Here is a 21,161-nt window from a genome sequence, read left to right on the forward strand (position 1 = left end):
CCTCAATAATAGAATTCATAGTTCAAGCCGTACTCGCGGTTTTGCCCGCCACTGGCATCGGTGTTCTGTTGCCCGTACAAGGCCAGCCGGTCGCTGCCAAACACGCGCCCGCCCAAGCCAATCAGCCATTCAAACTGGCGCCCGCTGATCGAGTGATAACCCGTCCCGATCGAGCCAAACGGCCGGATGTCGCGGCGGAAAGTATTGCGGTTTTCGAGGTCGTAGCCGATGGCGATATCGGCGCGATGAAAGTTCTGCGGCATCAGTTCGGGGCTGCCCAAGGTATCGGTATTGGGCAGCACATCGGCGTAGTTACCACTGGTGTTGCCACTGGCTGAATACTGCGCCGCTTCCACGCTGCCGCGGATGCTGAATGGCGATTCGGGCAGCCGATATTGCAGCGCTAGCGTTTCATCGGTTTTAGCGCCCAGATAGGTGCCGTCCTGCAACGAAAAACGGTTGTAGCCCAACTGCACTTCGCCGTTGATCAAGCGGTTGATGCGCCAACTGCCTTGCGCGGTAACGCGGTCTTGCTTGCCCAGCAGCATCAGCAGACCGTCATCGCTGGCTTGTTCGTTGATGGCGGCTTCCAGCGACCAGCCCAGGTCTTCCACGCCACCCGCCAGATGCAGCACAAAGCCGGCATAGCTGCTGCGACCTTTGTTGGCCAGCGCGCTTAAGCTCATTTCCGCGCCATTGCCGCGCGCATTGGTCGGCCCCAGCATCGATAACGTCACCACCGCGTGCGTGTTGATCTGGCTGTAGCCAGTGGGCTCGTAGGTGAGCGGGGCGCGGTCCATGGCCAGAGACAAACGCGTATTGGGCGTCAGCGCCAAGGTGCCTTGCAGCAACATGCGCGTGCCGGTTACATCGCTGCCTTGCACGCGCACCGCGCCCACGTTCACCTGTTCGGGTTCGTTGGCCAGCAACTGGTCGCTCAGGCTCAAATGCAAGGCATCGTTATCGGGCGTGCCGTTGGCGTGGTAATGCGTGAGCGATTGCGCCAGCGGCCACAGCCCGGCCTCTTGCGCCAGCATCGCCTGATCCGCTGGCTGCGTGGCCACGCCGTCGCGCGCCAGCATCCGCGCAATCGCCTCGTCATCACCGCGTTTTACCGCCGCTGCCAGTTCCAGATAATGCGGGTCAGTCAACTGGCGCGCGTGGCGTTTCCAGTACCAGAAGCGCGCGGCGGCATCGTCTTCCTGGCCCAGATGCCAGCTGTAAATCAGTTCGTCGATGCGGTCGCGGTCGGACTGGCTCATGGCATCGCCTGCCGGCGTTTGGGATTGCAGAATGGCGGCGTACAGCGTGCGCTGCGCCTTGTCGATCGGTTCAAAGCGCAGCGTTTGCGCCAGCCGCGACACCAGCGTATCGATATCGCGCGCGGGCATCACATCGCGGTTTTGCCAGGCATAACGGCGTATTTGCCAGGCCAGATCCATCTGGCCGGCTTGTTCGATCATGTCGGCGTAGTTGCTCAGCCACAGCATGTCGTCCTGATGCTGCGGCAACAGTTTGCGGCTCCAGTCGATGGCGCGATTAAGCTGGCCCAGTGATTGCCAACCGGCGGCAATGGCTTCAGCCAGCGACGGATTGTTATCGGCCGCGCGTTCCCAGCGCGGCAGCACGCCGGACAAGGTGGCGGCATCGCGTTGTTCCACCAGCAGCCAGATGATGCTGATGCGCAATTCGATCGAATCCGGGATCAGCGCCAGTGCGGCGGTGATGTCGCGTTGCGCGGCGGGCAATTGATGCTCGGCTTGCTCCAGCCGCGCGCGCTGCACCAGGAATCCGGCGTTGGCTTCCAGCCTGGCCAGTTGTGCGGGCTCCAGACTGTTTAACAGGCGATGCGCGCCGGTGTAATCCACGCGGTCCATGTCCAGCGCCAGCGCGTCGATCAGAAAATCGGGCTGATGGAAGGTGCGCCATGCGTTTTCCAGCAAGGCCTGGCGCGCCAGCCGGTCTTTGGGGGGCAGCAAGGCCAGCATGCGTTCCACATCCAGCTCTTGCCATTGGCCCTGGTCATGCAGATGGTCCAGCGCAGTACGCGCCTGATCGTTGTGGTGCAGATACCAGGCCAGGTCGCCCAGCGTGCGCCAGTAGTTTTCGTTGTCGGGCGCGGCCACGGTATGCGCCTGCCACATCGCTTGATACGCGCCTTCGAGGTCGCCATGGCTATAGCGCAGGGTGGCCAGCGTGGTGGCCCATTCCACACGCGGGCCAAATTGCGTCATCAGGCGTTGATAGTCTTGCGCCGCGCCGGCGTCGTCGCCTTCGCGCTGGCGCAGCCAACCGGCTTGTTCCAGCAGCAAGGGCACGGGGCGACGCTGGAAGGCGGCTTCGAACATCTGCGCGCCCTTGATCGGTTGGCCGATGCGTTCAAACAGCGTAACCAGCTGCAGCCATTCCTTATCGGTGAGTGCCCGTTGTTGTTCTTCGTGCTGCCAGGCGGCCAGCAACGCGTCGTCATCCAGCAGACTGGGGGCCAGGCGGAACACTGATTGCCACGCCGCATCTTCATTGGTTTGTTGCGCCAGCTTGCGCCACGCCGCCAAAGCGACGGCAGGTTGGCCCGACCATTCCGCCGCCTGGGCAAAGCGGCGTTGCCAGTCTTCGTCAGCGGGTACGGCTTTCAGGGCGGCTTGGGCCACGGCCAGTGCGTCAGCCAGTTTTTTATTGCTGACGAACACGTCGTAGGCCAGCCGATACGATTCGGAGTCATACGCCGCATGCGGCGTGGCAGGCGCGGCCGGTTGCGCCACGGTGTCAGCGGTGCGCAGCAGGCCGTTGCGTAGGGGCAAGGCGAAGGCAAAGCGGGGTAGGGCGCGCGGATAATCGGCCACCGTGATGGCGTTGCGCGGGCCATTGGGCAAGTGCAGCCAGCTCATTTGCAGCAGGCGGCGCGCATAGCGGTCGGCCATGGCCGGATTGTTGCTGGCGCGGGCCAGGTTGATCAGCAAGATCAGCACGTCGCGGTCATCGCGCCATTCCTGGCTGTGCGCTTCGGCCGCCACCGCCGCCTCGCTGCCCAGATTGCCCGCGCGCAAGGCCGACACGCCGCGCATAAAGTACATGCGTCGTTGCGCTGGATCTATGGCCGCGCTTTGCGCCGCAAACCAGGCGTTGGAACTGGCGCGATAATCGCCCGCCGCCAGTGCGGAATCGGCGGCTTTACCCAGCCAGCGCGGTGCATCAGCCGGTTGGCGCTGCGCCAGCGCCAGATACACGCCATCCAGTTTTTCGGGCGCCCATTGCGTCAGCTTGGCCAGCAGCCAGTCGGGTTTGAGCACCACGCGGTGCTGCAGCCAGCTGTCGGTGACTTCGACAATCAGCGCGTGCATGCGGTCTATCGCCGCCGAGCGGGGCGCGCCGGGGATCAGCGTGGCGATTTCGGCTTCCTGCAAATCCACGCGCGCCAGATCGGCCTGTTGCCGGGTTTCCGGGTTGGCCGCCATCGGGGCCAGCAAACGCTGCGCTTCGGCAAAGTTGCCTGCGCGCGCATAACGGCCCACCAGGGTCTGGCGCACTTCGACATCGTTGGGGTGATGCGCTAGTTCCGAGCGCAGATAGTCCGTGGCCAATGCATCTTCCGGGCGCGCCAGGGCCGCCGCGCGCGTAATCGACTCGCGCGGAAACAAGAACACCAGACCCGCAGCCACCACGATTACAAGGGCTGCGATACTCCAGCGCGAGACCAGTCGCGCACGTTCTTGCGGTTCAACGTGGGCATTGGGCGATGATCGAGGCAGCATGCGTATTCAATTTATAGTGAGTGACGGCGCCGTCGGTGCTGCTGGCGGGCACGCTCTTGCCATCGGCCGTCACGGTGCAGCCTTGCGCATTGCGCAGGCTGAATTGCAGGTTTTGTTGTTCGGCGCTTAAACGCAGCTCCAGTCGTTGCGGCGTAATCCGCCCCGATTGCGTAACGCCATTGGCGTCCGCCAGCGACAGCTGCGTTGGCGCGCCGGGTTGCAACGCTATACGAGCGTCCGGCCCGATCAGATGCACATAACGTTCCGAACCGTGATCCAGATAACCGGCCACGCCCGTACTTTGGGCCAGATCGGGGTAGCCCAGACTTTGCGGCAGGCGGAACGTGCGCAGCGCGCCGCCATGTACCACAAAGGCATCGCCGTCGCGTGCTACCTGGGCGTCGACGAAAAAGCTGGTGGCGCGGGCGATGTATTGCGAGGCATACAAGGGCGTAATCGCTTGTTGCTGCGCCCAGTCCAGTGTCTGGTTTAACGCATCCAGTGAGGCGCGTTTGCTGGCGGTGTAGAAGTGCACATATACGTCGATGGCCTTGTAGCGACGTGGCAGATCAGTCAGCTCAAACGTTTCGATGGCGCGGCGGAAACCATAAAACGGCCCGGTCCAGTCGTTGGTGTAGACGTTTTCGTTCTGGTTTGGCGCAAAGATCTGCAGCTCATCCATCTTGTACAGACCAATCGCATCAACCTGGGTGAGTGTGTTCTGGCTGCGCGTAATCAGCGTGTCGCCGCCATTCATGGCCACCACGCCGGTTTTGCGCACCGCGGCAATGGCATCGGATGGCGGATTGCAATCGCCTGGCCACAGATAGACGGCTACTTTTTTGCCAGGCGGTACCAGGCGGCGATTGATGTAATCGATCGAATCTTTGGTTTCGCGCTGAATGCTGAACACATAGCCGGGGATATCAAGGTGATAGCTCTCGCCCACACCCGCCTCCGCCAGCCCCCATTTAAACGGGTGCGAATACGAATGGCTGGCCACTTCGACATTGGGCAACGCAAACATCGCGCGCGCTTCTTTTTCAAATTCGGCCGATTGTTTGGGGTACAAACCGCTCGGGCCAATTTCCCCTTCAATCACCGAGGCGGTTACCGGCAAGGCACGGCGCTTGAGCACTTCGTCCGTCATCACCTTGCCCGAGATCGGATAACCGGGGCGTTCGGCTTTCGAGACAAAACCGTCGCCATCAATATGGAACAGGAACACGCGCCGACCATTCTCAGTGGTGACATCGGGCACCGGCATCGGCTGCAACTGCAGCGCCTGCTGAAAGAACGCCACCGGGTCGATCAACCAGCGCGCGGTAAAGTCGGGTAGCTCCACCAGCATGTACGGATCAAGCGCATAACCGCCCCACGGCGTAACGGCAATCGGCACATGCTGCCGGCTACCTGCACCGATGGTCAGCCACGGATCGCCCGCGCGCAGATGCCAGCCCCAATAGCCCACGCGTTGCGGCACCAGCGGCGCTTCGGAATGCAGCAGGGGCGATTGTTGCAGGATGCGCGCGTCGGCGACGGTGGTTTCGCCATTGTCGGACTGGATGCCCAGCCGACCTTGCCAGCCGGAATCCAGATCAAAACCCGGGTTGCCCAGCATCACCCATGGCACATGCGCGGTCAGCACGCGGGTTAACCATTGCTCGGCGGCGGGTGTGCTTTGACCTGCGGTTAACCAACTGATAACGCCGGCCACCTGGCCACTTTCGATATCGTCCGGCATCGGGCCGGCCACATCGATATAGCGCGGCACCAGGCCCAGATAATTGAGCGGGGTAGACAGGTACAGAATCTCGTTGCCCATGATGCTGGGCGCGAGTTTGGCGTTGTAAAGAATGTAGACCTTGCGCGCGATGGGCTTGAGACCTGCCAGCGGTGCGGCGGGCGGCAGGGTGCTGAGCAGCGGATCGGCCACCCACGGAATAAACCCTTGCGCCTTGATTTTTTGCGTGACGGCGGCGGTTTCGGCCGGTTTGGCGTAATCGATTGCCACCACCGGCAACTTGTATTGCGAAGTAATCGGCGCCAGTTGGCCCAGCAGCCATTGGCGGTCCGTCTCCGAGACCACGGTGTATTTTTTCTGGCTGGCATCCCAGCCCTGGAACAAGGACTCAAACGCCACCCCCACCAACTGATCATGCACGCGCGGCATGATCTCGAACCCACGGTTGGCAAACAGTTTGGCGTCGGGATATTGCGCTTTGATCGCATTGATCACACGCACCAGCCCGTCGGCCTGGGCGCGGCGTTGCGCATCGGTTTTGGCAATCAGATTAAAAGCGTCGAGCGTATCGAGAAAAAACGCGCGATAACCGCGTTGCCATAACGGCGTAATCATGCGGTCGACCACAAACTGCGGCCACGCGGCGGGCGTCTGGTCGATGACCGCGCCACCCCAGGCGGCATTGTTGCCCGCCTGCCATGCCATGGGGATGTCTTTGGCATAAGGCCGGTCGGGATGCACCTCGCCGATGCTGACGTAGGCAAACCACGTGGTCTTGCCATCAGACGGCGGCGTGGGCAGCGCGTCGGGCTCCACCACCGCCCAATCGTAGGTGGCCAGCGTGGTCAGCGGCGGGTTACTGCCGTAGTAAAACGCCACGCTGGGGGCGGCCACAGCACTGCGCCCGAATAGCGAGAGCACAAAGACAAACAGCCACAGCCCTAAACGGGCGAAAGAAAAATGACGCAGCATGGATACCCGATTAGCGCAAAAACAGTGCGATTTGCTTACAGACTAGCAAATTATATAGATTCATCCTGCCCAGGAGCGACCCTGGTGGACTTTCTTGTAAGCTAGGGTCGCGTATTCTACAAAGATTTACGCGGCTTGGCAGGGAATATACATACAGAAATGTACGAGGGCGACAGCGAAAAAGTGTAATGAGTAAGTGGATTTCTTACGGTGCGGATGTTGTGAGAACGCCGTCGGCGCTACGGAAATACTGCCGGGCAGCATCGGCGAACCTCACGCAAGCCTGTGTGGACAGATATCCGCCATCTTCGATATCGGATCGTTGTTAAAAGCCCGGCTGGCGACGATGGCGAGCCCACGGGTTGTCAGTTGACAACCTGTGGGCGTTTCTTTAATCTGCCATCAGAGGTTGCAATGACGCGCTCAAAACATTCAAAGAAGGAAATTGAAAAAGTCCTGCGATATGCCGAGGCACTTGGCTGGACGATCAAAGCGCGCAATGGCTGTGGGCACGCCTGGGGCACTTTGCTCTGCCCCGACAACAGTGCGGAATGTCGCTGCGGTGAATTTTGCATGACCAGCATCTGGAGTACGCCCAAAAACCCGGATACCCATGCGCAACAGCTCAGGCGCGTGGTCGACCATTGTTCCGTACGCAAGATGCGCGAAGCCGCCGCAATGCTCGGGCCCGCGCCGCAAGATCAGGAGTAAAAAAATGGAATATACGTTTACCTTGAAGTTCAAGCTGGCTGAATCGGACAGTGATCGGGACGCCGTAGTCGAGCGCCTGGGCGCGGCGGGCTGCACGGACGCCCTGGTCGGAACAGGCGTAAGCGGCTTGCTGGCGCTTGAATTCGCACGGGAGGCTACTTCGGCGCAGGCCGCGCTGGTGAGTGCGTTGCAGGATGTGCGAGCGGCGCTGCCGGATGCTTTGCTGGTTGAGGCGGGCCCTGACCTGGTGGGGTTGACCGACGCGGCCGACTTGCTCGGCGTGTCGCGCCAGAACATGCGCAAATACCTGACCTCTTATCCGGATGCTTTTCCGGCGCCGGTGCATGCCGGGGCAGGGTCGATCTGGCACCTCGCTTCCATTCTGCAATTTCTGATGCAGCGCGGGCACGATCTGACCGCGCCGCTGGTGGAAGTATCAGAAGCAGCCATGCAATTTAATCTGGCAAAAGAAGCGCCCTTGATGGATCGCTATGGAGAACAATTGCGCAGCTTGTTGGGCGGACATGTCGCCTGACGGGCAGACCGCATTGGCCCCTAGCAAAAAAAACGCCAGCAAACGCTGGCGTTTTTTTCATCAAACCATTCCCGATTTCAAAGCCGGGCGGTCAGTTCCGGCACCACGCTAAACAAGTCGCCCACCAGGCTGTAATCGGCGTGCTGGAAGATTGGTGCGTCGGGGTCGCTGTTGATGGCGACGACGATGCCGCTGTCTTTCATGCCCGCCAGATGTTGCACCGCGCCGGAAATACCAATGGCGATATACAGCTCGGGCGCGACCACAACGCCGGTCTGGCCCACCTGGGCTTCGTTGGGCGCAAAGCCTTCATCGACGGCGGCGCGGCTGGCCCCGATTGCGGCATTCAGTTTGCTAGCCAGCGGGTGCAGCAGCGTATCAAAGCCTTCGGCGCTGCCCAGCGCGCGCCCGCCGCTGACCACCACGCGGGCGTTGGTCAGTTCGGGGCGATCGCTATGCGGTTGCACTTCGGCCAGCCAGCTGGAATGCGGTTGGCTGGCGTCGGCGGCAAAGCTGCGCGTTTCGATGGGCGCGGCGGCCTGCGTACCGGTGGCGGCGAAGGCGGGGGCGCGGATGCTGAGTACACGCCGGGCATCGAGACTCTGAACACGCGCTTGCACATTGCCCGCATAAGTGGGGCGCACAAAAGTGTCTGCGCTTTCGATACGAATCAGGTCGGGCAGCATATTTACATCCAGCAGCGCGGCCACGCGCGGCAAAACATCGCGCGACAAGGTGCCGGCTGCGGCGAGGATCACGTCGTAGTCGGCCGCCAGGTTAACCAGCGCGGGCGCCAGTTGCTCGGGGCTGATCTGCGCTGCGGTGTCGAGTTGCAGCACGCGGTTGATCCCTGCGAGGGTGGCCAGTTCGGCCGCGACGGCGCTCAGATCCGCGCCAGCAATCACAGCGTCAATCTGTTCGCCCAACTGGCGTGCGGCGGTGACGGCGTGACGGGTGGCAGGGCGCAACTGGCCTTGGTGATGTTCGGCGACTAAGAGAATTTTCATGGCAGCACCCTGGTGTCTGCGCGCAGACGGTTGATCAGTTCTTCGACGCTGTTTACGCGCTGGCCCGCGGCGCGCGCCGGTGGTTCGTTGACGCCCAGCAAACGGTGATGCGCGCTGAGTGTGACGCCCAACGCTTCGGGAGTCAGCGTTTCGATCGGCTTTTTGCGCGCCTGCATCAGGTTGGGCAATTTCACATAACGCGGTTCATTCAAACGCAAATCGGCGGTGACGACGGCGGGCAAGGGCACGCGCACGGTTTGCTGGCCGCCTTCAATTTCGCGCACGACGGTTAATGTGTCAGCCGATTCAACAGTAATTTGCGATGCGGCCACCGCTTGCGGCCGGTTTAACAACGCGGCCAGCATCGGGCCGACTACGGCGGCGTCTTCGTCGATGGCTTGTTTGCCCAGCAAAATCAGCTGCGGCTGTTCGCGCTCGGCTACCTGGCGCAATAGCTTGGCGCTGCTTAATGCGTCGATGGCCACATCGCCGCTGTCGATCAGAATGGCGCGATCCGCGCCCATGGCCAGCGCATGGCGCAGCGTATCCTGCGCGCCTGCCGGGCCGACACTGACGGCCACAATCTCGCTGGCCTGGCCGGCTTCCTTCAGCCGCACCGCGGCTTCTACCGCGTTTTCATCGAACGGGTTCATGCTCATTTTGGCCGCGCCGACATCGACATCCGAGCCATCGGCTTTCAGCCGCACTTTGACATTGGCGTCCACGACGCGCTTGACCGCTACCAGTATTTTCATCGGGTTGTTCCTCGGGCCTTGCGGCTTACCACAATTGTTCGACGGCCAGATGGCCCGGTGCGCCACGGCGCGACAGCGTAAAGCCACGCTCGCTTAATATCGTGCGCGTTTCTTCCACCATGTCGGGGTTACCGCAAATCATGATGCGCGAGCGTTCCTGGTCCAGCGGGATGCCGGTGGCGGTTTCAAGGCCACCGTTTTTCAGCAAATCGGTAATGCGTGTATCGAGCGCGCCTTCGACCACTTCGCGCGTCACGATGGGCACGTAATGCAGCTTGTGGGCAAATTCGCTATAGAACTCGTGCGTGGCAAAGGCGCGGATGGTGTCTTCATAGGCCAGCTCGGCTTTCTCGCGCACGCTTTGTACCAGGATCAGCCGGTCATATTCTTCCCATGCGCTGAAGTCGTACAGGATGGACAGGAACGGGGCGAGGCCGGTGCCGGTGGCCAGCATCCATAAATCCTTGCCTTGCTCAAAGCGATCGCGCGTCAGGAAACCATAGGCGGTCTTGTCGACAAACAGCGGATCGCCCACTTTCAGATTGGTGAGCTCGCTGGTGAATTCGCCGTCGGGTACCACGATAGACAGAAATTCGAGATGCTCGTCGTAGTCGGCGGACAGGATCGAATAAGCGCGCCAGACGATCTTGTCGCCCTTTTGCACACCCAGCCGGGCAAACTGGCCCGGCACAAACTTGAACGCCTCGCCCCGGGTGGTGCGCAAGGTGAACAGATTGGGCGTCCACCGATGCAGATACGTAATCGTCTCCGTGGTGTATTTGCTATTTGCGGTCATCACGATATTCCTCTGAGTTACTTGTCGAGCCATTCTAAGTACACGTACAATATCTGTTAACTGGATTGTTTAAATAAAACTAATCGACAAAGTAGATATGAGATACACCCTCAGACAACTTGAAGTCTTCGTCGCGGTGGCCCGGCAAGAGAGCGTGTCGCGCGCGGCCGAAGCGTTATCGATGTCGCAATCGGCCACCAGCACCGCATTGGCCGAACTGGAAAAGCAGTTCGACACGCGCCTGTTTGATCGCTACGGCAAGCGGCTGCAGCTTAACGAGCTAAGCCGCCAGCTGTTGCCCCGCGCCATTGAACTACTAGATAGGGCCGGGCAGATTGAATCTCTACTGACCGGCGACACCGGCATCGGGCCGCTGAGCATCGGCGCGTCGCTGACCATCGGCAATTATCTGGCCACGCTGTTGGTGGGCGACTTTATGCGGCAACACCCGGGCTGCCGCGTGCAGATGTCAGTGCATAACACCGCCACCATCGTGCGTCAGGTGGCGCATCTGGAAGTGGATGTCGGGCTGATTGAAGGTGACTTTCAGCATCCCGATCTGGAAGTGCTGCCGTGGATACCCGATGAGCTGGTGGTATTCGCTGCGCCTGGCCACCCCTTGGCCAAACTGGACAGCGTGAGCATGGATGACCTGGTGGCCGCGCCGTGGATTTTGCGTGAGGCGGGTTCCGGCACGCGCCAGACCTTTGATTACGCGATGCGCCACGTGGCGTCGAACCTGGATATCCGTCTGGAGCTGGAGCACACCGAGGCGATCAAGCGCGCGGTGGAATCGGGCTTGGGCATCGGCTGTATCAGCCGGCTGGCGCTGAAAGAAGCGTTCCGCCGCGGCAGCCTGGTGCCGCTGAATGTGCCGGGGCTGGATTTGCAGCGCATGTTCCACTTTGTGCTGCACAAGCAGAAATTTCGCACGGCCGGCGTCGAGGCCTTTATTGCACTGTGCCGCGCGGTGTCGCAGGGCGTGCGCCGAAGTGACGAGATCGTGCTGCCGGGGCCGGATGGACAACCGGTTCACTATCTATAAGTAGTGGTCGGGTTAACGAGCCTTGGTTGCGATGAATTGTTGTGATGAACATCTGGAATAGCGCATGCAACGCGATGTAATGGAATACGACGTGGTCATCGTCGGGGCGGGACCGGCCGGTTTATCGGCCGCCATCCGCCTGAAACAACTGGCTGCGGCCGCCAGCGCCGAAATCAGCGTCTGTGTGCTGGAGAAGGGCGCCCAAGTGGGCGCGCATTTGTTGTCAGGCGCGGTGCTGGACCCGATTGCGCTGAATGAGCTGCTGCCGGACTGGCGCGAGCGCGGCGCGCCGCTGGACACGCCGGTAATGCATGACCAGTTTTTATTGCTGGACGAAGACGCGGCCTACCCGGTGCCGCATGCCCTGCTGCCGCCGATGATGCGCAACGACGGCAATTACATCATCAGCCTGACCCGCTTTGGCCAGTGGTTGGCCGAGCAAGCCGAAGCGTTGGGCGTAGAGATCTATCCTGGCTTTCCGGCGGCGGCGTTGTTGTTTGATGAACACGATGTGGTGCAAGGCGTGCAGGTGGCCGACGCGGGTGTGGGCAAAGACGGCAAGCCCACGTCCGGCTATGCGCCCGGTATCGAAATTCGCGCGCGCTATACCTTGATTGGCGAAGGGGCACGCGGCTCGTTGACGCGCGTGCTGGAACAACGCCTGGGCTTGCGCCCGGTGCCGCAGAAATACGGCTTGGGCATTAAAGAACTGTGGCGCGTGCCCGCCGCGCAGCATCGCGCGGGCAGCGTGACGCATGCGCTGGGCTGGCCGCTGGGGCAGCGCGCGGGCGGCGGCTTGTTTGTGTATCACATGGCGCCCGATCTGGTTTCGATTGGCCTGGTCACGCATCTGGATTACGCCAATCCGTCCTTATCGCCGTTCGAAGAATTCCAGCGCGCCAAAACGCATCCGGCAATCCGCAAAATGCTGGAGGGCGGCGAACGCATAGGCTACGGCGCGCGCGCGATCAGCGAAGGCGGCTGGCAAAGCCTGCCGCAACTGGCGTTTGCCGGCGGCGTGCTGATGGGCTGTGCGGCGGGCATGGTGAACGTGCCGCGCATTAAAGGTAATCACAACGCCATGAAGAGCGGCATGCTGGCGGCCGAAAGTGCATTTGCGGCGCTGCAAAGCGGACGCCAGCACGATGTATTGGCCGATTACCCGACGGCCGTGCATGCGTCGTGGATCGGCGCCGAATTGCGCCAGGTGCGCAATATCAAACCGGCGTTATCGCGCTTTGGATTGATCGCAGGCACCTTGTACGCGGGCGCGGAAATGTGGCTGCAACATTTTCGTGTTAGCCCGCCGTGGACGCTGCGCCACAGCAAGCCGGACTTTGCCACGCTGCGGCCGCAAGCCAGCTTACAAGTTGAAAGGTATGCACGGCCCGATGGCGTGCTGACGTTTGATAAAGCCAGTTCGTTGCAATTATCCAACACCTGGCACGAGGCCAATCAGCCGGTGCACCTGATGCTGTTGCAGCCCGAGCGTGCTATCACCTTGAATTTGCAGGTTTATGGCGCGCCGGAAACGCATTATTGCCCGGCTGGCGTGTACGAAACCGTGCAACGCGACGGCGCGGCGGCCTTGCAGATCAACGCCCAAAACTGTTTGCACTGTAAAACCTGCGACATCAAAGATCCGTCACAGAACATCGTCTGGCAAACGCCGGAAGGCGGCGGTGGACCTAACTATATTGATCTGTGACTAGGTGTGGCGCGGCAAGCAACTGTTCTGAAAGCACATTTCTTGCACCGTATTGATGTCGCGCAAAGCAGTGCAACATCAGTCGCGGCGCGTGGCCGCAGCTTGCCCGCGGCTATGCTACTGTCATGGAGAACACAAAAAATCGGCGTCAGGGATAATTACAGTTTGTGCCAGCAAAACACTCTGTTTATGCTCATTCCTTGAATGCACCCATGACCAACCCTTCCAAGTGATTCCGCCCTTGTTACCCCGGCTGCGCAATTTCTATACAGATAACCGGTTAGCTTTGCGCCTGGTGGCTGCTGTCATCGTAACCAGCGTGTTGGTAGCCCTGTCTCTCGCGTTTTTCCTGGCCCGCCAGGAATATCAACGCAGCCTGACCCAGATTCGTACTGATCTGGAAACACTGTCGCGCACCGTGCGCCCGCAGCTGGCCGTTAACTTGTGGTTGGTGAATACCGAAGCGGTGCGCACCCAGCTCAATTCTTTATTGCAAACCAAAGTAGTGGGTTACGCCGAACTGGTGGAAACCGACGGCTCGCGTTATCAAGCGGGGCAATTGCCCGATGATCATCGCTCTGTGGTCAGCATGAGCTTTCCGGTGGAATATCTGCATCCGCTGACCAACAAGGCCGTTCGCCTGGGGCAGCTGACGCTGGTGAACACGCTGGACGGCCTGGAATCGCAGATTTTTGATCAAATGATGCGCATTCTGCTGCTGCTGGCCACGGGCATGTTTGCGGCGGCGCTGTGTTTTATCTTGCTGTACCACCGTTTGATTGCGCGTCATCTGCGCCATATCGCCGACTTTACGCGCCACTTTAATTACGAAAGTTTGACCGCGCCGCTGGTGCTGGCCCGGCGCGACACCAGCCCGGACGAACTGCAAACGCTGGCCGATGCGTTTAACGCCATGCGCCGCAATCTGCAGCAAGGCCTTAACGAACGTGATCAGGCGCAACACGAGCTGATCCGCGAAAAAGAGCTGGCCGAAGCCACGCTGGGCTCGGTGGCCGACGCCATCATCACCACCACGGCAGATGGTCGCGTCAAGTTGCTGAACCCGGCGGCGGAAACCCTAACCGGATGGATGTATCAGGAAGCGCTGGGCCGTCCGATTACCGAAGTGGTGGCGACGCTGGCGGAGAGTGGCAGCACGCAACTGATTGAAATGCTGGATGAAGTGCAAAGCGGCACGCATCCGGCGCGCCGTGTGACCGCCACGGTGATCAGCCGTCTGGGCCAGCGTTATCGCGTGGAAATGGCGTTGGCGGCGGTGCCCGATGCAGATGGCATCGGCTTTGTGGTGGCGTTGCACGATATCTCGGAAGCCGAAGCGCTGACCGCGCGGCTGGCTTATCAAGCCACCCACGATGAGCTGACCAGCTTGACCAATCGCCGCGGCTTTATGAGCGCATTGGTGCAAGCCAACGAAACCGTGCGTTCGGGTGGCAAAGCCTGCGTGCTGATGCAGCTGGATCTGGACCAGTTCAAACTGGTTAACGATACCTGTGGCCACCTGGCGGGCGATGAATTGTTGCGCCAGCTGGCGCGCCTGTTACAGGAAATGGTGCCGATTGGCGTGCTGGTGGGCCGTCTGGGCGGCGATGAGTTTGGCGTGCTGGTGCCCGGCGAAGAAAGCGACGGCGCGCAAGCGTTGGCTGAGCGCATCTTGATGACGCTGGAGCAGTATCGTTTTGTCTGGCACGACCGCCCGTTTACTGTGACCGGCAGCATGGGCCTGGTGCATCTGGATGCTGACGCGCCCAATCTGCAAGAGGTAATCAGTCGCGCCGATGTGGCTTGTTTTGCGGCCAAAGAGGCAGGGCGCAATCGCTATTCGTGGTATCGCGGCGGCGAGGTCAATCTGGAACATCGCCACAACGAGTTGCAGCTGCTGGCTACCTTGCGCCAGGCGGCCGAGCAGAACTGGTTCCAGCTGTATTTTCAGCCCATCGTTGCCGCCAATGGCCAGGGCGAGCCGCATTATGAAGTGCTGCTGCGGCTGGTAGATGCAACGGGCAAGGTCATCTCACCCGGCGCGTTTATTCCAGCGGCGGAACGCTATGACTTGATGGCGACGATTGACCGCTGGGTGATTGCGCATACGCTGGCCGAAATCAACGAACGCATGGCGCGCGGCGAAAAAGTGACCATGCTGTCGGTGAATCTCTCGGGTAAATCGCTGACCAAACAGACCCTGGCGTTTGTGCTGGAGCAGCTGGACGAATCAAAAGTGCCGCCCGATTTGTTGTGTTTTGAAATTACTGAAACCAGCGCGATTGCCAATATCAAAGAATCGACGCTGTTTATTGAAGCGCTGCGTTTACGCGGCTGTCGCTTTGCGCTGGATGACTTTGGCAGCGGCTTCTCGTCGTTTACCTATCTGAAAACCCTGCCGGTGGATTATCTGAAAATTGACGGCAGCCTGGTGCGCGATGTGGTGGAAGACCACGTGAGCCGGCAGATGGTGATTGCGGTGAACCGGATTGCGCATGCGATGGGGCGGCAGACGATTGCGGAGTATGTGGAGTCGGCGCAGATTGCGGCGAAGTTGACTGAAATCGGGGTGGACTATCTGCAGGGGTATCACATCGGCATGCCCCGCCCCTCCCAGGTGTGAGGGGGCCACTGCAGCACGGTCATTTTGAATCCCGGCGGTGCTCGCAATCCTCATGGCCCACCTGGCCACTCCGGTTGCTGCGCTCCGGCGGTATCCAAACTGACCGCACTGCAGCCGCCCCGACGCTGCTTTGTTGATTCGGGGCAATGCGCTTCGCTGTTGCCGGGGCCAAGGCCAGGTCAACTGCCAGGTCAACTTCCACGGCGATGTAGGGTGCGTTACCCGTAGGGCAACGCACATTTTGAGGCGCAGCCTCGGCCCCTTTGGGGGGCCTTCCAATTTGCAGGGACAGCCTCGGTCGTTTTTGGGGCCGCCCCGTTGGGCGGGAGCGCGCTGCGACAGAACAAAAAAGCCGGGGCTTGCGCCCTGGCTTTTTTGTTTGCTGTTGGCCCGTCGGGCTTTGTTCTACATCCCGGCCTGGCCGGTGCCTTCGAGGGTGGGGGTGAGCACGGTGGGTACGGCATCCGGCAGCAGTTCGGGATAGTCGCGGCTGTAGTGCAGGCCGCGGCTTTCTTTGCGGGCCATGGCGCTGCGTACGATCAGTTCGGCCGTGGTGACCAGATTGCGTAGTTCGATCAGGTCATTGCCGACGCGGAAGTTGCTGTAGTAGTCGTGGATTTCGGTTTGCAGTAGCTGGATGCGGTGCAGGGCACGTTCCAGGCGTTTGTTGGTGCGCACGATGCCGACGTAATCCCACATAAAGCGGCGCAGTTCGTCCCAGTTGTGCGAGATGACGACGGCTTCGTCGGGATCGCTGACCTGGCTTTCGTCCCATTCCGGTACTTCGGGCAGTTCGCGCACGGGGGCGGCCAGCATTTCGGCGGCGGCGGCTTTGCCGATCACCATGCATTCCAGCAACGAATTGGAGGCCAGCCGGTTGGCGCCGTGCAGGCCGGTGCAGGCGGCTTCGCCCACCGCGTACAGGCCGTCGACGTCGGTGTGGCCGGTCAGGTCTACCGTCAGGCCGCCGCAGGTGTAATGCGCGGCGGGCACCACCGGGATGGGCTCGCGCGTGATGTCGATGCCCAGCTCCAGACAGCGCTGGTAGATGGTGGGGAAGTGCTCTTTGACGAAGCTGGACGGCTTGTACGAGATGTCGAGATACACGCAATCGTAGCCGCCTTTTTTCATCTCGAAATCGATGGCGCGGGCGACGATATCGCGCGGGGCCAGTTCGCCGCGTTCATCGTGGTTAGGCATAAAGCGCGTGCCATCGGGTAAACGCAAAATGCCGCCTTCGCCGCGCACGGCCTCGGTAATCAAAAATGATTTGGCATGCGGGTGATACAGGCAGGTGGGGTGGAACTGGATGAATTCCATATTCGAAACGCGGCAGCCCGCGCGCCAGCCCATCGCAATGCCGTCGCCGGTGGCTACGTCCGGATTGGTTGTATATAGATAAACCTTGCCCGCGCCACCGGTACACAACACGGTGTGCTGGGCCAGCATGGTTTCCACTTTGCCGGCTTGCTTGTCATAGATATAAGCGCCCCAGCAACGGTCATCTTCCAGACCCAGTTTTTTGCCGGTGATGAGATCCAGCGCGATGTGGTCTTCCAGCACGGTGATGTGCGGATGCGCCGCCACTTTCTTGGCCAGCGTGTCGATCACGGCTGCGCCGGTGGCGTCGGCGGCGTGAATGATGCGGCGATGGCTGTGGCCGCCTTCACGCGTCAGATGGTAGCCGTTGTAATTAGTGTCGCCGCTGGCGTCGCGTGTAAACGGCACGCCCATCGAGATCAGCCAGTCGATCGCCTGGCGCGAGTTTTCGATAATAAAACGCGTGGCTTGTTCATCGCATAAGCCGCCGCCTGCAATATGAGTATCGCGGATATGTGATTCGATGCTGTCGGCATCATCCAGCACCGCGGCAATGCCGCCTTGCGCCCACGCGCTGCCGCCATCGCGCAGTTCGCGCTTGGTGACCAGCCCCACCTTGAGTTTGTCGGCCAGCTGCAGCGCAATGGTCATGCCGGCAAGGCCGCTCCCCATGATCAGAACATCGAATTGGCGCATGTCAGTTCAGGCTCCTTGCAAGGTGGGTCGAGGGCCACACTATATCAGTCAGACATAGCCCCAAGCCATGACAGGTGAATAGCACCAATCGTGCTTTAAGCCGCCATTAAGCATCGAATGCGACGATGCCCCGGCATGCCAAGTGCTTGCAAAAGCAGATACAAGCCCCCAACTGCCCACTGAGCGTGCATTTGCCGCGCATCCGGCCCCAGGCCGGAGTGCCTGTTACGGGTGAAAAAGGTCAACGCGTCTATCCCGACGGCGATCAGAACCGGGTCTTGCCAACCCGACTGGTCTAACCGGACGCCGCGACCGCAAGCAACGGATACATAGAAATCGGTTCACCGCGTAAAGCTGGAATAACAGGATTGCCCGGACCCACGCTGCACCACGCGGCGCCGCAGATCAAAATTTACGCAGGCCGGATAACACGGAGCCCGCATTTGGAACACATGACCGAACGGGATGTCGATCAAGAGCTTGTGCACCGGGCGCAGAACGGCGACAAGCGAGCATTCGAGCTCCTGGTCGCCAAGTATCAACGCAGAATTGCCCGACTGCTGTCCCGGTTGATCCGGGACCCTGCAGAGATTGAAGACGTCACGCAAGAAGCCTTTATCAAGGCGTATCGCGCGTTGCCGTCATTTCGCGGCGAGAGCGCTTTTTACACCTGGCTTTATCGCATTGCCATCAACACTGCCAAAAACTATCTGGCGGCGCTGGGTCGTCGGCCGCAGTTGTCGGCTGATTATGAAGACGACGAGGGCGAAACCCTTGATGCCGCCGCACAGATTCCGGATTACCATACGCCCGAAGCTGAACTTGCAAATCGAGAGATTGTCAGAACCGTCAACGAGGTGGTCGAGTCCTTGCCTGACGAGCTGCGCACCGCAATCAGCCTGCGCGAAATGGATGGTTTGTCATACGAGGACATCGCCAGTGTGATGAATTGTCCAATTGGAACGGTGCGCTCGCGCATCTTTCGCGCCCGGGAAGCAATCTCCGCTAAACTGCGGCCGCTTCTCGAAACGGTAGGCAAAGACCGGCGTTGGTAGTTGGAAGCTTGAGACAGCCTGTTCAAACAGGCGCTTAGAGGGTACGCAATCATGAAAGAGCATTTGTCCGCGCTGATCGATGGTGAGCTCGACCCATCGGGTTATGACCAGGTGCTGGCCAGCCTGCACGCTGATGCGTCGCTGCGTCAGCAATGGCACGACTGGCATATGGTCGGCGACGTGATGCAACAGCATCCGATCCTGTCGCCTGACTTCATGCAGAAGTTTTCGGCGCGTCTGGCCGTGGAACCGATCGTGATTGCACCGCAAGCCAACCTGCGCAAGCGCCGCTTTATGCGTCGCGCGCTGGCGCCGCTGTCGGCGGCGGCATCGGTGGCATTCCTGGGCGTGGTCGGCTGGCAGGCGTTCCATGGCGCGTATACCAATGGCAATGTCACTGCACTGCCCCAAGTGGCGGCCGTGTCGGCCAGCCCGCTGAAGGTGGCCAATGCCGCCGACAGCAATCCGCAATTCCGTGCTTACCTGGCAGCCCACCGCGAAGATTCGGGCAACGTCATTGATGGGCGCGATATCGTTTACGCTTCGTTTGAGACCAAGCAGCCAAAATAATGATGAAGACCAAGGGCTGGATCCTGGCCGGTAGTTTGCTTCTGGCGGGCCAACGTGTGCTCGCAGCACCACCTTCTACGACGAATGATTTCATGAGCCCGCAAGAGGCCACGCAACTGGTAACCCGCGTGGCCGCTGCGGCGCGCGATGTCACGTTCCAGGGCATCTACGTGCACCAGCACGGCGACAACATGGAGTCATTCCGCGTTATCCACGAAGCCGGCAACGGCGCAGACATCGAGCGACGCGAATCGCTGGATGGCCCCCCGCGTGAAATGCTGCGCCAGGGCAACCAGATCAGCCTGTATCTGCCGGGTGGTCAGGTATTCCCGATGGATCGACGCCAGTCTTCCAAGCTTTTTCCTCGACAATTGCCCGACGAGCCCGAGCATGTGCTGGCCAATTACCAGATCCGCCTGGTGGGGCAAGAACGCATTGCGGGTGTCGTGACCAATATTTATGACTTTGATCCCAAAGACAAATTGCGTTATGCGCATCGCTATTGGGTTGATCCCGACAGCGGTCTGATGATCAAGTCGCTCATGCTGGGCAGCCGGCATGAACCCGTCGAGGTATTTGCGTTTTCGCAAATCCAGATCGGCGGAGCGCTCGACAAGCGACTGTTAAAGCCTGTACATCCAGTTAAAGCGGCACCGCTGGATGACAACCCCGGTACCACCGCATTGCCTAAAGATCCGGCGTGGGATATCCGCAATTTGCCGGGCGGATTCCGTTTGCTGAAGGTTAGTCAGCGGCCGCTGACGGGCAAGACCAAACCGGTCACTCACCATCTATATAGCGATGGGCTGGTGACGGTGTCGGTGTTTATCGAACCGTTTGATGCCGCCGCGCCGTTGGGTATTGCGCAGCAGGCGGGCATCAGTGTGTTTGCGCGTCAGGCGGGCCCGTGGCTGCTGACGGTGCTGGGTGAAGTGCCGGTGGATACCGTGCAGGCTTTCAGTTATGGATACACACCTAAAGGTGAGAAAGCAGCCGCCGTGCAATAAGCGGCCAGCCCGGGACATAAAACGATGATCGAAAGTGAAGCTCAAGTAACGCGCCGTGATGGCCAGCATGTGTGGGTCAAGATCAAACCGCATTCTGCATGCGGCAATTGCGATCCGGAAACCGGCTGCAAATCAGTCGCCATCACGCGTTTGTTTGGCACCGCACAAGAAGCATTCCGCGTGCGCAACACCGTTGATGCGCAAGCTGGCGACTTTGTGCGCATTGGCGTCGCCGACGGCATGTTGCTGCGTAGCGCGCTGGCTGCGTATGGCGTGCCGCTGTTTGCTTTGCTGATTGGCGCTGCGGTCGGGCATATGATCGAGCCATTTGGTCTGCCTGATCTGGGTGCAGTGTTGGGCGCGGTGCTCGGGTTTGTGCTGGGCTTTGCCTTGCTTAAACAACGCAGCCAGCTGGCTAAAATGGCCGAACCAACAACGCTCGAAAAACTGGTGCCCGGTGTGCAGCCAGTGCGTTTTTGTGATCGTTCCACCGCCACCGGCGGGATGAGCTGATCCACAATGAATCCCGGTCCGCTCCGCTTGCGGCTATATGGCCGTATCTATTGCAGTCTGTGCACTGAAATGCGCGAACAACTGGACGCGCTATCGCATCAACGCGGCTTTCAGGTCGACTTTATCGATATCGATGATGATGACGATCTGGAAGATCGCTACGGCGAACTAGTGCCCGTGCTGACCGATCTGCATGATCGCGAAATCTGTCATTACCATCTTGATCTGTCCGCGCTGGACATGTTTCTGTCGGTTCAGGCTTGATCTGCGGTGCACCGCCCGTGGGGCGGTTTTGTGAGGCACGCCGATTTCCGGTAAAATCGCGGCCGAACCGGTCACGCCCGGGTACAAC

At 60.3% G+C, this 21,161-nt stretch carries 16 protein-coding genes; 10 read left to right on the forward strand and 6 right to left on the reverse strand.

From position 1 onward, the window contains the following. Positions 1-2: 2 nt before the first annotated feature. Positions 3-3,752, reverse strand: a complete 3,750-nt coding sequence (locus WG78_RS10660) for a tetratricopeptide repeat protein (protein WP_083458918.1) — start codon at positions 3,750-3,752, stop codon at positions 3-5. Further along, positions 3,718-6,390: a bifunctional glycoside hydrolase/polysaccharide deacetylase family protein gene (locus tag WG78_RS23455; RefSeq protein WP_161805098.1), complete on the reverse strand. Its 2,673-nt coding sequence runs from the start codon at positions 6,388-6,390 to the stop codon at positions 3,718-3,720. Before WG78_RS23455 ends, WG78_RS10660 begins: the two co-directional genes overlap by 35 nt. Positions 6,391-7,041: 651 nt before the next feature. Here WG78_RS23455 and WG78_RS23085 point away from each other — a divergent pair. Beyond that, entirely contained in the window at positions 7,042-7,179 is a 138-nt protein-coding gene (locus tag WG78_RS23085; RefSeq protein WP_236692018.1) for a hypothetical protein, read from the forward strand. Between the two features lie 4 nt (positions 7,180-7,183). Then, positions 7,184-7,714: a helix-turn-helix transcriptional regulator gene (locus tag WG78_RS10675; RefSeq protein WP_053937806.1), complete on the forward strand. Its 531-nt coding sequence runs from the start codon at positions 7,184-7,186 to the stop codon at positions 7,712-7,714. A 77-nt stretch (positions 7,715-7,791) separates the two neighbouring features. Here the strand turns inward: WG78_RS10675 and WG78_RS10680 are convergent, their stop codons facing one another. Genes WG78_RS10680 through WG78_RS10690 form a run of 3 tightly spaced genes read right to left on the reverse strand, consistent with a single transcriptional unit; the run spans position 7,792 to position 10,272 of the window. Beyond that, the gene (locus WG78_RS10680) at positions 7,792-8,721 is read right to left on the reverse strand and encodes an electron transfer flavoprotein subunit alpha/FixB family protein (RefSeq protein ID WP_053937807.1); all 930 of its coding nucleotides are present in this window, start codon (positions 8,719-8,721) and stop codon (positions 7,792-7,794) included. Then, the gene (locus WG78_RS10685; protein WP_053937808.1) at positions 8,718-9,476 is read right to left on the reverse strand and encodes an electron transfer flavoprotein subunit beta/FixA family protein; all 759 of its coding nucleotides are present in this window, start codon (positions 9,474-9,476) and stop codon (positions 8,718-8,720) included. Before WG78_RS10685 ends, WG78_RS10680 begins: the two co-directional genes overlap by 4 nt. Before the next feature lie 25 nt (positions 9,477-9,501). Then, positions 9,502-10,272: a ferredoxin--NADP reductase gene (locus WG78_RS10690; protein ID WP_053937809.1), complete on the reverse strand. Its 771-nt coding sequence runs from the start codon at positions 10,270-10,272 to the stop codon at positions 9,502-9,504. Between the two features lie 97 nt (positions 10,273-10,369). Between WG78_RS10690 and WG78_RS10695 the strand changes: the two genes are divergently transcribed. The 3 genes from WG78_RS10695 (at position 10,370) to WG78_RS10705 (ending at position 15,648) form a co-directional block, all read left to right on the forward strand. Next, positions 10,370-11,317, forward strand: a complete 948-nt coding sequence (locus tag WG78_RS10695; protein ID WP_053937810.1) for a LysR family transcriptional regulator — start codon at positions 10,370-10,372, stop codon at positions 11,315-11,317. A gap of 64 nt (positions 11,318-11,381) precedes the next feature. Next, entirely contained in the window at positions 11,382-13,025 is a 1,644-nt protein-coding gene (locus WG78_RS10700) for an electron transfer flavoprotein-ubiquinone oxidoreductase (protein WP_053937811.1), read from the forward strand. A 295-nt stretch (positions 13,026-13,320) separates the two neighbouring features. Beyond that, positions 13,321-15,648 carry an EAL domain-containing protein gene (locus tag WG78_RS10705; RefSeq protein ID WP_161805099.1) on the forward strand — a complete coding sequence of 776 codons (2,328 nt, stop codon included), beginning with the start codon at positions 13,321-13,323 and terminating at the stop codon, positions 15,646-15,648. 405 nt (positions 15,649-16,053) lie between these two features. Here WG78_RS10705 and nadB read toward each other — a convergent pair whose 3' ends face one another. Further along, entirely contained in the window at positions 16,054-17,664 is a 1,611-nt protein-coding gene (gene nadB, locus WG78_RS10710) for an L-aspartate oxidase (RefSeq protein ID WP_053937813.1), read from the reverse strand. A gap of 452 nt (positions 17,665-18,116) precedes the next feature. On the opposite strand from nadB, the gene rpoE reads away from it, so the two are divergent. The 5 genes from rpoE to WG78_RS10735 all read left to right on the forward strand — a co-directional run bounded on the left by rpoE (position 18,117) and on the right by WG78_RS10735 (position 21,073). After that, positions 18,117-18,719, forward strand: a complete 603-nt coding sequence (rpoE, locus tag WG78_RS10715) for an RNA polymerase sigma factor RpoE (protein WP_053937814.1) — start codon at positions 18,117-18,119, stop codon at positions 18,717-18,719. A 51-nt stretch (positions 18,720-18,770) separates the two neighbouring features. Further along, on the forward strand, positions 18,771-19,289 hold the full coding sequence (locus tag WG78_RS10720; RefSeq protein ID WP_053937815.1) for a sigma-E factor negative regulatory protein: 519 nt from the start codon (positions 18,771-18,773) through the stop codon (positions 19,287-19,289). Positions 19,290-19,381: 92 nt separating this feature from the next. Further along, the gene (locus WG78_RS10725) at positions 19,382-20,296 is read left to right on the forward strand and encodes a MucB/RseB C-terminal domain-containing protein (RefSeq protein WP_161805100.1); all 915 of its coding nucleotides are present in this window, start codon (positions 19,382-19,384) and stop codon (positions 20,294-20,296) included. Positions 20,297-20,320: 24 nt separating this feature from the next. Beyond that, on the forward strand, positions 20,321-20,809 hold the full coding sequence (locus WG78_RS10730) for a SoxR reducing system RseC family protein (RefSeq protein ID WP_053937817.1): 489 nt from the start codon (positions 20,321-20,323) through the stop codon (positions 20,807-20,809). A 6-nt stretch (positions 20,810-20,815) separates the two neighbouring features. Then, positions 20,816-21,073, forward strand: coding sequence for a glutaredoxin family protein (locus tag WG78_RS10735; RefSeq protein WP_053937818.1), 258 nt, complete (start codon positions 20,816-20,818; stop codon positions 21,071-21,073). Positions 21,074-21,161: the final 88 nt, after the last annotated feature.

Source organism: Amantichitinum ursilacus, from assembly GCF_001294205.1.
In the GTDB taxonomy this organism is placed as follows: domain Bacteria; phylum Pseudomonadota; class Gammaproteobacteria; order Burkholderiales; family Chitinibacteraceae; genus Amantichitinum; species Amantichitinum ursilacus.